We start from the raw sequence: 12,465 nt of genomic DNA, 5'->3' as shown, positions 1-12,465 counted from the left end.
GCGGCATACTGGTAATACGCCCCCGTGTAGTCGTAATGTCGCAACAGCGACCGACCGACAAGGAGCGGATCGATGGCGATGCGGTTCGAGCACGAGTTCACGGTTCCCGTGCCGGTCGAGCAGGCGTGGCCGGTGCTACTCGACGTCGAGCGGATCGGCCCCTGCCTGCCCGGTGCCACCGTGGAACAGGTCGAAGAGGACTCCTTCACCGGCAGGATGAAGGTCAAGGTCGGGCCGATCACGGTGACCTACCGGGGCCGGGCCTCCTTCGAGAAGGTGGACGAGGATACCCACTCCATGACCATCAAGGCCGCCGGCAAGGAAGCCAGGGGCTCGGGCACCGCCGGTGCCACGGTCGTCGCGCGCCTGCACCCCGAGGGGCGGCACACCAGGGTCACCGTCGACACCTCCTTCAACGTGACCGGCCGCCCGGCCCAGTTCGGCCGGGGGGTGATGTCCGAGGTCGGCGAGAAGCTGATCGACAGGTTCGCGGCCAACCTCTCCCTGCTGCTGGGCGAGAGCCCCGGCGTGGAAACCGCCGCCGAGACACCTTCCGAGACGCCGGGCGTGGGCGGCTGGAGTGCTCCCTCCCAGCCCGGCCCGGACGACGAGGTTCCGGTGGTCTCGGCGGCCTCGGGCCCCGGTCCCGCGACCCCGGCAGGCTGGGAGGAGCTGAGCGGGGCAGGAGCGGGCGCGTCCGGGCGGCATCTCAGCGCGGTGCCGACACCGCCCGGCCTCGTCGTCGACGAGAAGTCCGGGTCCCGCCAGAGCCACCCGGCGGGCACCTCACGCACCTCGCTCAGCCCCGACGAGGAGGCCATGAACCTCCTGGAGGTGGCGGGCCTGCCGCTGCTCAAACGCATCGCCCCACTGGTCGCCGCCCTGGCGGCCGTCACCCTGATCGCCTGGCTGGTCAGCCGCGCCCTGCGCCGCCGCTGAGTATCCGGTTTGATCGTTCGACGGGAAGCGCACGTCGCCCTCACCCTCCCGTCGAACGACCTCCGGTGAGAACGCTAACGGACACACCTCCGCCGCTCGCAGCCTTCGGGGAGCACGGGGGCCTCGTCGGTCCAGCCCATCGCCAGGAACACGACCTCGAATACGACCGACTTCTGCGGCAGCCCCCTGAAGTCGGTCAGCGAGCCCTTCTGCTGCGGATCCGGCTTCAGCAGCACGCTCCGGATGGCCGACAGTTCTCCCGTGGCCCGGTCGATCACCACGTGACTGTCGACGAAACCGTTCTGGAACGCCCTGGCCACCGTCACCGTCCGCCCGTCACCGAGGACGCGGGCACCGGGAACATCCGCCAGCATGCGATAGAGCGCGGCCCGCACAGCCGGGGAGATCGGCGCCTCGTCCAGGATGCCGGTGCCCACCGCCCAGAGCCATTCATCCCTGGTCATGACCGGTTCCTCTCCCGTGACCGGCTTCTCTCCCGCCCCTATCGTTATGGCCGGGAAGGCGGACCATGAGCCGAGCAGCTCCGACCTGAGCGCCACCGGATCGTCCGGCAGCCTCATGAACTCCAGCATGTTCAGGTCGGCCCCGAGCAGGCCGCCGCGGAGGTATTTCGCCTTCTGCCCCGAAGACGGCACATACTCCGTCTGACCCGGCCGCAGGAAGCCGCCCGCACAGTCCGTACCGCCCTCGCAGAGCTCCCGCGAACCCGCGCGCTTCCATTTGGCCAGATCAGCCGCTGTCACCGGTTTTATGCCGATGAGCCGACGCTCTGCGACCTTGGGCAGGTCAGTGCCGCTCAGCCACCTGGTCCGGCGGTCACGTTCATCCACGAAGTAGCTCTTGTCGATCTTCAGGCGACGGGTGACCTCCGTCACCGTCCGCCAGTAACGGCCACTCTCGGGTTCGGTCCGCCCTGCCATCAGGTCCGCCGCGATCTCCAGATCCGCCCTCGGACCCACGGCCGGAGAGACGGTGGTCGCCCCCAGCCGTGGCAACACCGTCACCGTCACGACGACCGCCGCCGTGGCCACCGCCGTGATCACCCACCCGAGCCGCACTCCGAAGCGTGCCGTGGACCTCCGCCGGGGCCGCCGGCCGCCGTTCAGCACCCTGGCTCTGATCTCCGCCGTCCTCGCGGGATCGGCGAGCGGCGCATCCGGCATCACCTCGTCGATGAGCTTGAACTCCTTCATCAGACCTCCACTCCCAGCGTGTCGCGCAGCCTGGTCCTGGCCCGGCTGAGCCGGGAGGCCACCGTGCCGTAGGCGACCCCGAGCGCCTCGGCGACCTCCTCGTAGGTCAGCCCGCCGTACGCGATGAGCAGCACCACGTCCCGCTCACCCTTGGACAGCCGGGCCAGCGCCCCTGACAACCGGCCGACCGTCACCCCCGCCGTGACCCGCTCGGCGACTCGCTGATCATGGCCGTCGTCGTCGGGAGGCGGCCCGGTCCTGGCCAGCGCCCGATAGCGGCGGATCTCCGCCCGGCGATGGCGGCCGATCAGGTTGGTGGCGATGCCGTACAGCCAGGGCCGGACCCCGCCCCTGGCCGCGTCGAACCGGCCACGCCGGTGGAAGGCGATCAGGAAGGTCTCGGCGGCCAGGTCCTCGGCGACATCGAGGTCGAGCCGCCGCCCGATGTAGCGGCGGATCTCCTCGTAGTGGGCGTCGAAGACGGCGGCGAACCGCTCCCGGTCGACCACCGAGGCCACCTCAGAAACAGCGATCATGCAAGGGACTCCCTTGCCGGAAGGACAGGACACCCCTTCTTGCCCGGCGGCCACCCCACCCTTCCCTGCTTTTCTCACCCGCCCGCCGTTCTTTTTCGGAGCGCGCTACCGGCCTTCCGGCGCGGGCATCAGCGCCCATACCGCGCGGCGGCCGCCGTCGAGCTCGCACACTCCCCATCTGACCGAACACCGGTCGACCAGCCAGAGGCCGCGCCCGCCGAAGCTCTCCGGATCCGGCTCGCGCGGCTCGGGGAACGTCGCCGCACCGGAGTCGACCACCTCGATGCGGATCAGCCGCCGCCCGGCGTCCAGGACGTGCAGGGTCAGGGTGCCGTCACAGCTGCCCGAGGCGGTGTGCCTGACCGCATTCCCGACCAGCTCGGTCACCACCAGCAGCACATCGTCCACCGGCACACACCCCGCCGCCGCCAGCACCGCGCCGACGCAGTGACGCGCCACCGGCACCGAGCACTCCGTCCCCGGCAGCGTGATCGTCCCCAGCAGCCCGGCCGTCACCGCGCCACCATCTCGTGGATGCGCCGCACCGCGTCCTCGTCGAAGGCCGCGATCCACTGATGACGGCCCCGACCCCAGGCGAAGATCCATTTCCTGCCCCGGAGCAGGGCGAGCACCCGAAGCGGCCCCGACTCGCGCCGCACCGCCACGTACGGCTCCTGGAAGGCCGGAAGTTCGATCCTGACCCCCACCTCCAGCTGGCGGAGACCCCACGCCAACCGCACCAGGTGAAGGTACTGCTCATGCGAAGACGACACCGTCATCGATTGTTCCCGGACTGCTGCAGACCGCGGCGTATGCTCGCGCGGCGATTCCCGGAGGCGCACTCGAACTGCCGACAGAGGAGATCGAAACTCGGGTGGCGGCCCGCATGGCTCGCCAGGCCGAACGAGATTCGCCACTGACCATCGAGGCGATCATCGATGAGGCGGCGCTGCGCCGCCGTGTCGGCAGTCCCGAGATAATGCGCGAGCAGTTGCGGCGCCTGCTTGACGAGAGCGAGCAGGCTCATGTGACGTTGCAGGTGATCCCTTTCGCGGCCGGTGTGCACCCAGGAATGCAGGGCTCGTTCGTCATCCTCCAGTTCGCCGAGGATGTGCATGATGTTGTCTACATTGAGGCGAGCGTAAGAGACTTGTTCCTGGAGAGCGAGAGTGACGTGACGCGGTACAACCGAGTGTTCGAGAAGCTCCGGACCATGGCGAGCAGCCCGGACGAGAGCCGTGATCTCATCACTCGCATACTCGCGGACACGTGACGAGAGGAAACACAGGGTGGGCAAGGAGCCCGATCTTTCCCATGCCGAGTGGCACACCAGCAGCCTTAGCGGCTCAAGCGGCCAGTGCGTACAGGTCGCCTTCCTAGGCAAGGACGTCGCCGTGCGTGACAGCAAGAATCCCAACGGCCCAGCTCTTGTGTTCGACCGCGCCGTGTTCGCGGCCTTTCTGGGGGCCGTGAAAACCGGACAGCTCTGAAAATCATCCGCCGGCACGGATGCTCACCCCGCATCGGGAGAATCACCAGGACCGGACAGCGAAGTAGCCAAGATCCGCCCGGTCTGGCCCGCACGGTCGCGGTCGCTCGATTCGACGTCGGCCCGGACGTCGGCAGCCGCTATGTGGAATGCCACCGCAATGCGGTAGAAGCGACCCGGGCGTGAGTGGGAGGGCTGAACTCACAGATCAGAGTCGCCATTGATCACCTCGTAACGCAAGAGCACCCGGTCGCGAGACCGTCGCTCGACCGCCAGCAGGCGTAACGACGTCGCAGAAGTATCCGGTGTCAGATCAGCGGCGGTGAACAGGGCTGGAGTCGTCGTTCCGCCGACGGCGATCGGAACCACTTCGATCTCGATCTCGTCCAGCAGCCCAGCACGCAGCAGCGCACCGTTCAAACGCCCCCCACCGTTGGAGACCACGGTCCGGACCCCGAGCCGGTCCCGAAGCTCCTCCAGCGCTACCGACAGATCGACGCGTTGATCGCCGACCAACAGATAGGGGATGCCCTCGCGCCGCAGGAACGACAGGTAAGCCGTAGGCGTGGCCGCCGCCACCAGCACAAGGAGGTGCCACCCCGCCCAGCTCGGCCCTGGAAACTGCTTGTAGGTCCAGCGGACCCGACCGCGGCTGTCCGGCACGACTAGCCAACCGCCCGTGGTCAGGGCCGTGATGTGGTCCGGCAGGTAGTGCCGCTGCAGTGCATCCGTCGGCTCCGTCGGTGGCGGCAGCTCCTCAACGACATGGTCATCGCTGACGAACGATCCGCTGCCTTCGAGGATGGCCTGCGGATGATGGCGTCGCTTGACGTCGGCGTATCCCGAACCGGTGAAGACCGGCCAGCGCTCGTCGATCATCAGTAGCACACCCGGCGATAGCGTGATCCGCCCGTCCACCGAACTGGAGTTGTGCGCGATGACACGTGGACGTCTTCCCCCCGACACGTCCATACGGTCAGTCCAGCATGTCGGTCTGATGCGCGATCGAACTGCGCACGATGCCGACGACCGCCCCGGCATGCCGCATCGCAGCCTCGGACGGCACCTCCCGGAGATAGCGTCCGGAACCGAGCAGGATCTGCTGCGGGTCCTCCAGCAACGCCCCCTTGTGGAAGACCAGCTTCACACCCTTCTTTGTCACCGCGATGCCGCACAGCCAGTGATGCCAGTTTCCTGCGACGGTGAAGGTCAGCCGCCCCCATTTGATCGACTGTTCCAGCCCGGGGTCGGCCCCCTGAACCAGCTCGGAGAGCTCCTCCACCTGGCCACGGACACGCGTATCAAAACCGTCCAGCCAACTCTGAACGCCCGGCCCCTGACCACCCACTGCCGTAACCATGCGCTCATCTTCGCACCCGCCACCGACAGTCCTGCCTCACCCACAGCAGTGGGCAACATCCGTAGCTGCTCACACAACGCTGGCGCACCCTCCAGTGCATGACCGCCGGCCCCAGCAGAATCGGCGACATCGTCAAAGCCGCGCTCGTTCTCACCCATTTCGAACACGGCTACCTGAAATGAAAGTCGCCGAGATCACCTCAGCGAAGAGCTTTGCTTAATTATCACCATTGGATTCACCTCCTTGTTTTACAGTTTTCAACTGGCCTACCGGAGCAACGATGTGCGAGCCTTCGCTCTTGCATAACCACACTGCACGACCTTCGGCATCGGCCCGCAGGTGAAGTCCAAAAGGATGTTCAGGGCACTCGGGCCAGAGCACCCAAAGGACCTCCATCAAGCATTCTTGTAGCCCTTCGGCGACAACGAAAACGGCCGCACTCCGGTCGGCCGCCCCAAGAGCCGTTCCCCCGCCCCAATACCTTCTATCACCCAGGCCAACGAATTTAGTCCCGCTGGATCCCGTTACGATCTTAAATGTGTGCGAATTTTTTATTTCGTCATTCAGATCCTGCTCGACTACCAGTGGAGCGTCGCTAAGCAGCGACTTCATTTTTTCGCCGCGACACTTCTCATGAATTTATACTTTCCTGGCTGGATTTGACCCACACCCTCCGCCTGGGGCTGTGAAAACCGGACAGCCCTAAAAGTCATCCGCCGGCGCGGATGCTCACCCCACACCGGGAGAATCACCGGCACCGGGAGGCAAGAATTCACGCCCCGCGCATTCCGGTGCGGAATGGTCGCGAGGTGTGATCGTCTTTTGGGCGTGGATGCTTACAAGTCACCTGGGAGCCCCCCCCCCCCCGAACGATTTGATGAATCCTCGAAGTATTTGCGACCCGGGTGGCCGCGTACCTATCGTCGCCGCCATGGAAATCTCCCTGACACAGCCCATCAATCCCGCGACGCTCCCGGACGCGACGGGCAACTACACGCATGGCACCTTGGTGGCCGATGCCCGCCGCACCGTGTTCGTCAGCGGCCAGGTCCCCTGGGCCAGGCAGGGCGCGGTTCCCGAAGACTTCGACTCCCAGTGCCGTTTGACGTGGCACAACGTCCTCGCCGTACTGGCCGAGGCCGGCATGGGCGTACGAAACCTCGCCAAGGTCACGACGTACCTCTCCGACCGCATGTACCGGGAAGCCAACGGCCGCATCCGCCAAGAGATTCTCGGAGACCACCGTCCTGCTCTTACCATCATCATCACCGACATCTATTCCGAAGAATGGCTGCTGGAAATTGAGGCGATCGCCGTCGAGTGACCGATTACCCGATGTGCGTGTCCAGCAGGTGCCGGCCCAGCGGAGTCAGCTCGTGCCGAGCCGTTCGTGCCACCCGGGTGGTGACGACCAGCCCGGCACGTCGCAGATTCGCCACATGTGTCGAGGCGGTTGCCGGCGTGACGCCCAACACCGCGGCAAGGTCCGTGGTGCCGCAGCCGGAGCGATCGGCAAGAGCCCGCAACACCGCCGCCCGGCGCTCACCGATCGCCCCGGCCAAACGCCCATCCGGCCAGTTGCGCCCACCGTTGTCACGCCAGAACGCCCCGGCCGTGCGCGCCGGATAGAAGAGCATCGGCTGCTGCCGGTCGTTGAGCTGCCGGTGCACACCATCGGTCAGGAACATGCTCGGTACCAAAACCAGCCCGCGGCCGCCGAGAGCGAAATCGGGCGCGCCCGGCCCGTCGAATCCCAGATACGGATACTTCCAACGCACATGCGGAGGGCACAAAGTGGCGAGCATGGCGTCCACACCGTGCCGTGCCGCGAGCCGTGCACGATAGGCCACATCCGCCGCCAACTGGACGTGCAGCCGTGGCCAATCGGTGGCCAGCACCGCTTGGTGGAACGCCGTGAAAGCGTGCCTTAACGTTCGCCGACCGCGGTCGGGATGGTGCAGTAGCGTGTCGACGACCACCGGAATGGTCTCCAGCATGCCGGCGAACGCGGCAGTGTCCTGTTGCACCGGTACTGATGGGTCGTCAAGCGCCGCGTGGAGTTCGTCCTCGAACGACATCGAGTCAGCAGAAGGCTGCGGCGTCAGAAAGTCCGGCAGATGCCGGGTGTGCGCCGAGCACAGTGTCACCACCGGCCGAGCCACCGCAGGCAACGCCGCACGACTGGCATGACGCCACGCGGCCAGGCCGGGCGGCGGTTTCGGCAGTCCGAGACCACGCGCCGCCTTCAGCGTTTCCTGAAAGGGCAGGATGGCGAATCGGACACGGCCCAGATCCGAGTCGGAGAACACCAGGCGCGGCATACGCCCAAGGCTAGCGACGTCCTCTTCCTACATGGATATTCAGCTATCTGGCTTGGTCGGAACCGGGGCGGCGGAGAACTCGGCGCGCCCGGACTCGGTGAGGAAGACCCGCTCGCGGGCCGGCTGGCGGATCCGGAAGCCCAGCGGCATCCGGACCCGGCGGTTGAAGTCCTCGAACCCGTCGAGGACCTGGGCCATGGTGTCGCGGATGCTCACTCCACACCGGGAGGATCATCGACACCAGACCGGACAGCCAAGTCGCCAAGATCCGCCCGGTCTGGGCTGCACGGCCCGATCGTAAGGCGGCATCGTGAGGACTCTTGCCCCATGTGACAGCCCGGCCTGGCGGTGATCGCGCTGGTCCGCAGGCCCTGCCGGCTCAATGCGATCTTCTGCGCCCGTCTGATCCGATCAGCCGGGGGGTGCCACGCTCCGGCCGACCTGCGGATCTTGCGTTCCTCGTCTGCGTCCAGTGGCGGACGCGCATACCGTAACCTCGGCATGAAAACCCCCTGGGACCATCATCGCCCCAGGCCGACGGGGACCTCCGCCCCGCATTCAGAAATGCGGCACCAATGTCCCGCGTCGGAAATTCGTTGGCACAGTAGAGGACCTATCCCAGCTCAAAGCAGCTGGTCAACAGCATCCCAGATAATACCGAATATTCGGGCGAATTTCCGGTACAGGACACTAGCAGTAGAAGCTACCCTTGAACCAGTAGTTATAGTACTTCACGTCCTCGGTTTTGGTCAGTCCCATGAACGGGCTGTTGCACCCGACGACGACGTCTCTGGCCTCGGCGAGGAGGTCATTCCCGGCGGTGTCCTCCTCCCATACCTGGATCGTCACCTTCTGACCCACCGGGAATTTAAGAAGGTTCGACGACGGGATGTTGACCTGCTTGCCCTCGTCGGATTCGTTGACGTCGATCGTGCCCGAAATCGGAGCGTAACGCTGAGTGCCCCCATTGTGCATAACGTTGATAAAGACCTCGTCGCCGTTGCTCCAGGTCCCTTCCTCATCCACATCCTGGACAAACAGGGAAAGGCTGATGCGGGCATCGACCGCGGCGTTCGCGGGAGTCGCGCTGGTGAAGATCAGCGACCCGAGAAGGCCCACTGCTGCGAGAAAAGAACCGGACGTGGAACGCGTTATCATGGTTTCTCCCTATTTTTGCCCGATCAATCAGGACGAGATTTCCACGGCCCTCTTGGAGGGGGCTTGTAGAAGGCTAGGAGGCCACTGAAGACATTGGAATCTGGCTTCGCCTCGAACGATGGCGGGGTCAGAGCGGGTGTTATGCAAGGTGGATGGGCTGGAGAGCCGGTCGGTCCGGATGTGTGGGCCACCTGCCGAGAGCCGACCCCCGCGGGCAGCGCGTTCGCGTTCCTGGCCGAGCATCGCGAGACGTTGTTTCCGGCCGCCCCAGTGATCCATAAGCGCCTCACAAGCGGGTTCCTCCACGCACGGATCGCGAGAAGAAACAGTGGTGAAGGGGAACGGATGCAGATTCCGAGACGCGCTGTCATGTGCCTGTGGACAACCTCCCTGTGCGAACCGGTGGTCGCGACGGTCAGCCTTGCCCTCCTGCCCGTCCTTGCGATAGACCTGGAAAGGGAGAAGAAAAGCGGCAATAGCTCCCATTGGGAGACGCTGGCACTGAGCAGTACTCAGACCTTCCCGTGGCTTTATGCCATGGCCGGCCTGATCACGCTGACCCTGGCTGCCCTGGTATGGCGGGGTCGCGAGGGCGCGGACCGTCATAGCGGTGGGCCTCATATCGCCCACGGCATTCTGGTATTATCTATGGCGGGAAACCACAAATGTGGATACCTCACACTGTATGTGTACTTGTACTCGTATATGACCTCCTCCCTGGTCAACACGGCCTGGCTCCTCTATGTCGCGGGGGCGATCCTGCTGTTCTCCCCCAGAGCGAGCGTCCGCCAGGCCGATTAGCGCTCCGCTCCTTTTTGAACGGCAAGCTCAGGCGTGCCGTTAGGCTCGCCGCACCCGCCGCAGGTGGCGGTTCAGCTTTGAAAGGGGGCCGCCCCGTCCGGCCGTCCCGTCCGCTCCACTCGGTGCCCGCCGTCACCTGACGGCGTCCACTCAGCCACGCACGGCGCCTCCACCTCGCCCGGCCACCCCGGTCACCCCGGCCTGCTCCGCGCCGCGGGCCGCGCGTCCCGCCATCGGGGTGATCTCGACGGTGAGGTGTTTGGCCAGTGGCTGCCCGCTCTGCGGGCTGAAGTCAGTGAGCGCGCAGAGCACGTTCAGCTCGGGCATGTAACCGATCGCGCTGCCGCGCGGAATGTCGTAGCCGAAGGCCCGGTAGCCGTAGACGCTCCGCCTGCTGCCGTCCCTGGCGATGCTGGTGATGTCGACGAGGTCGGCCTCGGCCAGGCCCCGGTCCCGCATGTCGTCGCGGTTCATCAGCACCAGGGTGCGCAGGTTCTCGACGCCCCGGTAGCGGTCGTCGTCGGAGTAGACGGTGGTGTTCCACTGGTCGTGGGAGCGCACCGTGCCCAGCGTCAGGCGGCCCGCCTCCGGTATGACGTTCGGAACCGGGGCGGTGGAGAACTCCGCTCGCCCGGACTCGGTGAGGAAGACCCGCTCGCGGGCCGGCTGGCGGATCCGGAAGCCCAGCGGCATCCGGACCCGGCGGTTGAAGTCCTCGAACCCGTCGAGGACCTGGGCCATGGTGTCGCGGATGCGGTCGTAGTCGTCGACGTACTCCTGCCAGGGCGTGGCGCTGTCCGGCAGGGTCGCCCGCGCCATCCCCGCGATGATCGCCGGTTCGGAGAGCAGTTGCCGGGAGGCCGGGTTCCGCATGCCGATCGACAGGTGCACCATGCTCATCGAGTCCTCGACCGTGACCCCCTGCAGCCTGCGGCGCTGCCAGTCCTTCTCGGTACGGCCGAGGCAGGGCAGGATCAGCGCCTTCTCGCCGTGCACCAGGTGGCTGCGGTTGAGCTTGGTGCTGACCTGCACGGTCAGCTCGCAGTTGCGCAGCGCCTGGAAGGTGTGCGGGGTGTCGGGCGTGGCCAGCGCGAAGTTGCCGCCCATGCTCACGAACACCTTGACGTCGCCGCGGCGCATCGCCTCGATGGTGCCGACGGTGTCCAGGCCCCAGGCCCGCGGCGGGTCGATGCCGCACACCTCGGCCAGCCGGGAGAGCAGCCGCTCGCTCGGATGGGAGTCGACCCCGCAAGTGCGGTTGCCCTGGACGTTGCTGTGCCCGCGAATGGGGCACGGACCCGCGCCCTCCCGGCCCACGTTGCCCCGGAGCAGCAACAGGTTGGCGATCTCTCGCACGGTGTCGACGCCGTGTTCCTGCTGGGTGATGCCCAGACACCAGCTGATGATGGTGCGCCTGGAACGCAGGTAGACGTCGGCCAGCTCGCGGATCCTCGCCTCGTCCACGCCCGACTGGCGCTCCAGTTGCGGCCAGCCGGCCTCGGCGCACGCCCGCCGGTACTCCTCGAAGCCGTGTGTGTGGTTGTCGATGAACCCCTGGTCGATGGCCTTCGGGTCGGTCTCCGCCGCCTCGAACACGGCCTTCGCGACCCCGCGCAGCAGCGCCAGGTCGCCGCCGATCCTCGGCTGCACGTTGAGCGTGCCGGTCCTGGTGGCGTGGAAGGTGCCCATCGAGAGGAGGTCGTGCGGCACGATCGTCTTTCCGGCCGCCGCCTCGATCAGCGGGTTGATGTGCACGATCTGGGCGCCGCGCTGGTACGCCTCGACCAGCGCGGTCAGCATGCGCGGCGCGTTGGAGGCCGCGTTGGAGGCGAGAAGGAAGATCGCATCGGCCTTGCCCCAGTCGTCCAGGTCGACGGTGCCCTTGCCGGTGCCCAGGGCGGCCTTCAGCGCCCGGCCACTGGCCTCGTGGCACATGTTCGAGCAGTCCGGCAGGTTGTTGGTGCCGAACTCGCGGACCCAGAGCTGGTAGAGGAACGTGGCCTCGTTGCTCAGCCGCCCGGAGGTGTAGAACGACGCCTGGTCCGGGCTGCTCAGCTTCCTGAGCGTCGAGCCGACCAGCTCGAACGCGTCCGGCCAGGAGATCGGCCGGTACTTGTCGGAGTCCGGGTCGTAGACCATCGGCTCGGTCAGCCTGCCCTGGTCCTCCAGCGCGAAGTCGCTCCAGCCGGACAGCTCGGTGACGGTGTGCTCGTCGAAGAACCGGCGCCCCACGCGCTTGGAGGTCATCTCCCAGGTGACGTGCTTGATGCCGTTCTCGCAGATGTCCAGGCGCAGGCCCTTCCTGTCGTCCGGCCACGCGCATCCCGGGCAGTCGAAACCGTGGTTCTCGTGGTTCATCCGGAAGATCGCCCGAGTCCCCTCGACCGGCTCCCGCGTCTTGGCCAGCACCTTCCCGACGCTGAGCGCCGCGCCCCAGCCCGCCGCCGGGTGCCGGTAGTCACGCCTGGAGAAGGGCGCGCCGGTGTTGGGTCCGCGCCCCCGCGCCGGAACCCCCGGCATCCCCTGTCCGAAGTTCTCTCCTGAGGCAAGAATGTCGTCGGCCATGAGTGGTCCCCCCCGGGGTGGCGCAGTCGAACCCGACATGCGTGCACATGCCGCGATATTCCCGGTCTACCGCCCCCGCCCC

At 66.6% G+C, this 12,465-nt stretch carries 15 protein-coding genes; 5 read left to right on the top strand and 10 right to left on the bottom strand.

The window, feature by feature from the left end; translation table 11 throughout:
* Positions 1–72: 72 nt before the first annotated feature.
* The gene (locus tag ABT130_RS15925; RefSeq protein WP_350956111.1) at positions 73–939 is read left to right on the top strand and encodes an SRPBCC family protein; all 867 of its coding nucleotides are present in this window, start codon (positions 73–75) and stop codon (positions 937–939) included.
* A gap of 74 nt (positions 940–1,013) precedes the next feature.
* On the opposite strand, the gene ABT130_RS15920 is transcribed toward ABT130_RS15925, so the two are convergent.
* The 4 genes from ABT130_RS15920 to ABT130_RS15905 all read right to left on the bottom strand — a co-directional run bounded on the left by ABT130_RS15920 (position 1,014) and on the right by ABT130_RS15905 (position 3,468).
* Positions 1,014–2,153 (bottom strand): hypothetical protein, encoded by a 1,140-nt coding sequence (locus ABT130_RS15920; RefSeq protein ID WP_350956110.1) that lies wholly within the window; start codon positions 2,151–2,153, stop codon positions 1,014–1,016.
* Positions 2,153–2,689, bottom strand: a complete 537-nt coding sequence (locus tag ABT130_RS15915; RefSeq protein WP_350956108.1) for an RNA polymerase sigma factor — start codon at positions 2,687–2,689, stop codon at positions 2,153–2,155. Before ABT130_RS15915 ends, ABT130_RS15920 begins: the two co-directional genes overlap by 1 nt.
* Before the next feature lie 105 nt (positions 2,690–2,794).
* Positions 2,795–3,205 carry an ATP-binding protein gene (locus ABT130_RS15910; RefSeq protein ID WP_350956106.1) on the bottom strand — a complete coding sequence of 137 codons (411 nt, stop codon included), beginning with the start codon at positions 3,203–3,205 and terminating at the stop codon, positions 2,795–2,797.
* Entirely contained in the window at positions 3,202–3,468 is a 267-nt protein-coding gene (locus tag ABT130_RS15905) for a hypothetical protein (protein ID WP_350956104.1), read from the bottom strand. The genes ABT130_RS15910 and ABT130_RS15905 overlap by 4 nt, the downstream gene beginning before the upstream one ends.
* A gap of 2 nt (positions 3,469–3,470) precedes the next feature.
* Between ABT130_RS15905 and ABT130_RS15900 the strand changes: the two genes are divergently transcribed.
* Both ABT130_RS15900 and ABT130_RS15895 read left to right on the top strand, forming a co-directional pair.
* Positions 3,471–3,962, top strand: coding sequence for a DUF5753 domain-containing protein (locus ABT130_RS15900; protein ID WP_350956159.1), 492 nt, complete (start codon positions 3,471–3,473; stop codon positions 3,960–3,962).
* Positions 3,963–3,978: 16 nt separating this feature from the next.
* Positions 3,979–4,179, top strand: a complete 201-nt coding sequence (locus ABT130_RS15895; protein WP_350956102.1) for a DUF397 domain-containing protein — start codon at positions 3,979–3,981, stop codon at positions 4,177–4,179.
* A 200-nt stretch (positions 4,180–4,379) separates the two neighbouring features.
* Here ABT130_RS15895 and ABT130_RS15890 read toward each other — a convergent pair whose 3' ends face one another.
* Positions 4,380–5,150, bottom strand: a complete 771-nt coding sequence (locus ABT130_RS15890) for a RibD family protein (RefSeq protein WP_350956100.1) — start codon at positions 5,148–5,150, stop codon at positions 4,380–4,382.
* A 4-nt stretch (positions 5,151–5,154) separates the two neighbouring features.
* A complete protein-coding gene (locus ABT130_RS15885; RefSeq protein ID WP_350956098.1) occupies positions 5,155–5,538 on the bottom strand; it encodes a DUF1801 domain-containing protein in 384 nt (127 codons plus the stop codon).
* Positions 5,539–6,469: 931 nt separating this feature from the next.
* Here ABT130_RS15885 and ABT130_RS15880 point away from each other — a divergent pair.
* Entirely contained in the window at positions 6,470–6,862 is a 393-nt protein-coding gene (locus ABT130_RS15880; protein ID WP_350956096.1) for a RidA family protein, read from the top strand.
* 4 nt (positions 6,863–6,866) lie between these two features.
* Here the strand turns inward: ABT130_RS15880 and ABT130_RS15875 are convergent, their stop codons facing one another.
* From ABT130_RS15875 to ABT130_RS15865, 3 genes are all read right to left on the bottom strand, one after another.
* Positions 6,867–7,859, bottom strand: coding sequence for a DUF5937 family protein (locus ABT130_RS15875; protein ID WP_350956094.1), 993 nt, complete (start codon positions 7,857–7,859; stop codon positions 6,867–6,869).
* A 39-nt stretch (positions 7,860–7,898) separates the two neighbouring features.
* Entirely contained in the window at positions 7,899–8,075 is a 177-nt protein-coding gene (locus tag ABT130_RS15870) for a hypothetical protein (protein ID WP_350956092.1), read from the bottom strand.
* A gap of 474 nt (positions 8,076–8,549) precedes the next feature.
* Positions 8,550–9,017 (bottom strand): hypothetical protein, encoded by a 468-nt coding sequence (locus ABT130_RS15865; RefSeq protein ID WP_350956090.1) that lies wholly within the window; start codon positions 9,015–9,017, stop codon positions 8,550–8,552.
* A gap of 345 nt (positions 9,018–9,362) precedes the next feature.
* Here ABT130_RS15865 and ABT130_RS15860 point away from each other — a divergent pair, with 345 nt between their 5' ends.
* Positions 9,363–9,818, top strand: a complete 456-nt coding sequence (locus tag ABT130_RS15860) for a hypothetical protein (RefSeq protein WP_350956088.1) — start codon at positions 9,363–9,365, stop codon at positions 9,816–9,818.
* Between the two features lie 150 nt (positions 9,819–9,968).
* Here ABT130_RS15860 and ABT130_RS15855 read toward each other — a convergent pair whose 3' ends face one another.
* Positions 9,969–12,383 (bottom strand): FdhF/YdeP family oxidoreductase, encoded by a 2,415-nt coding sequence (locus ABT130_RS15855; RefSeq protein WP_350956086.1) that lies wholly within the window; start codon positions 12,381–12,383, stop codon positions 9,969–9,971.
* Positions 12,384–12,465 lie beyond the last annotated feature (82 nt).

The organism is Streptosporangium sp. NPDC001681, assembly GCF_040298085.1.
GTDB lineage: Bacteria > Actinomycetota > Actinomycetes > Streptosporangiales > Streptosporangiaceae > Streptosporangium.
This window is presented reverse-complemented; position numbering and strand designations above follow the sequence as displayed.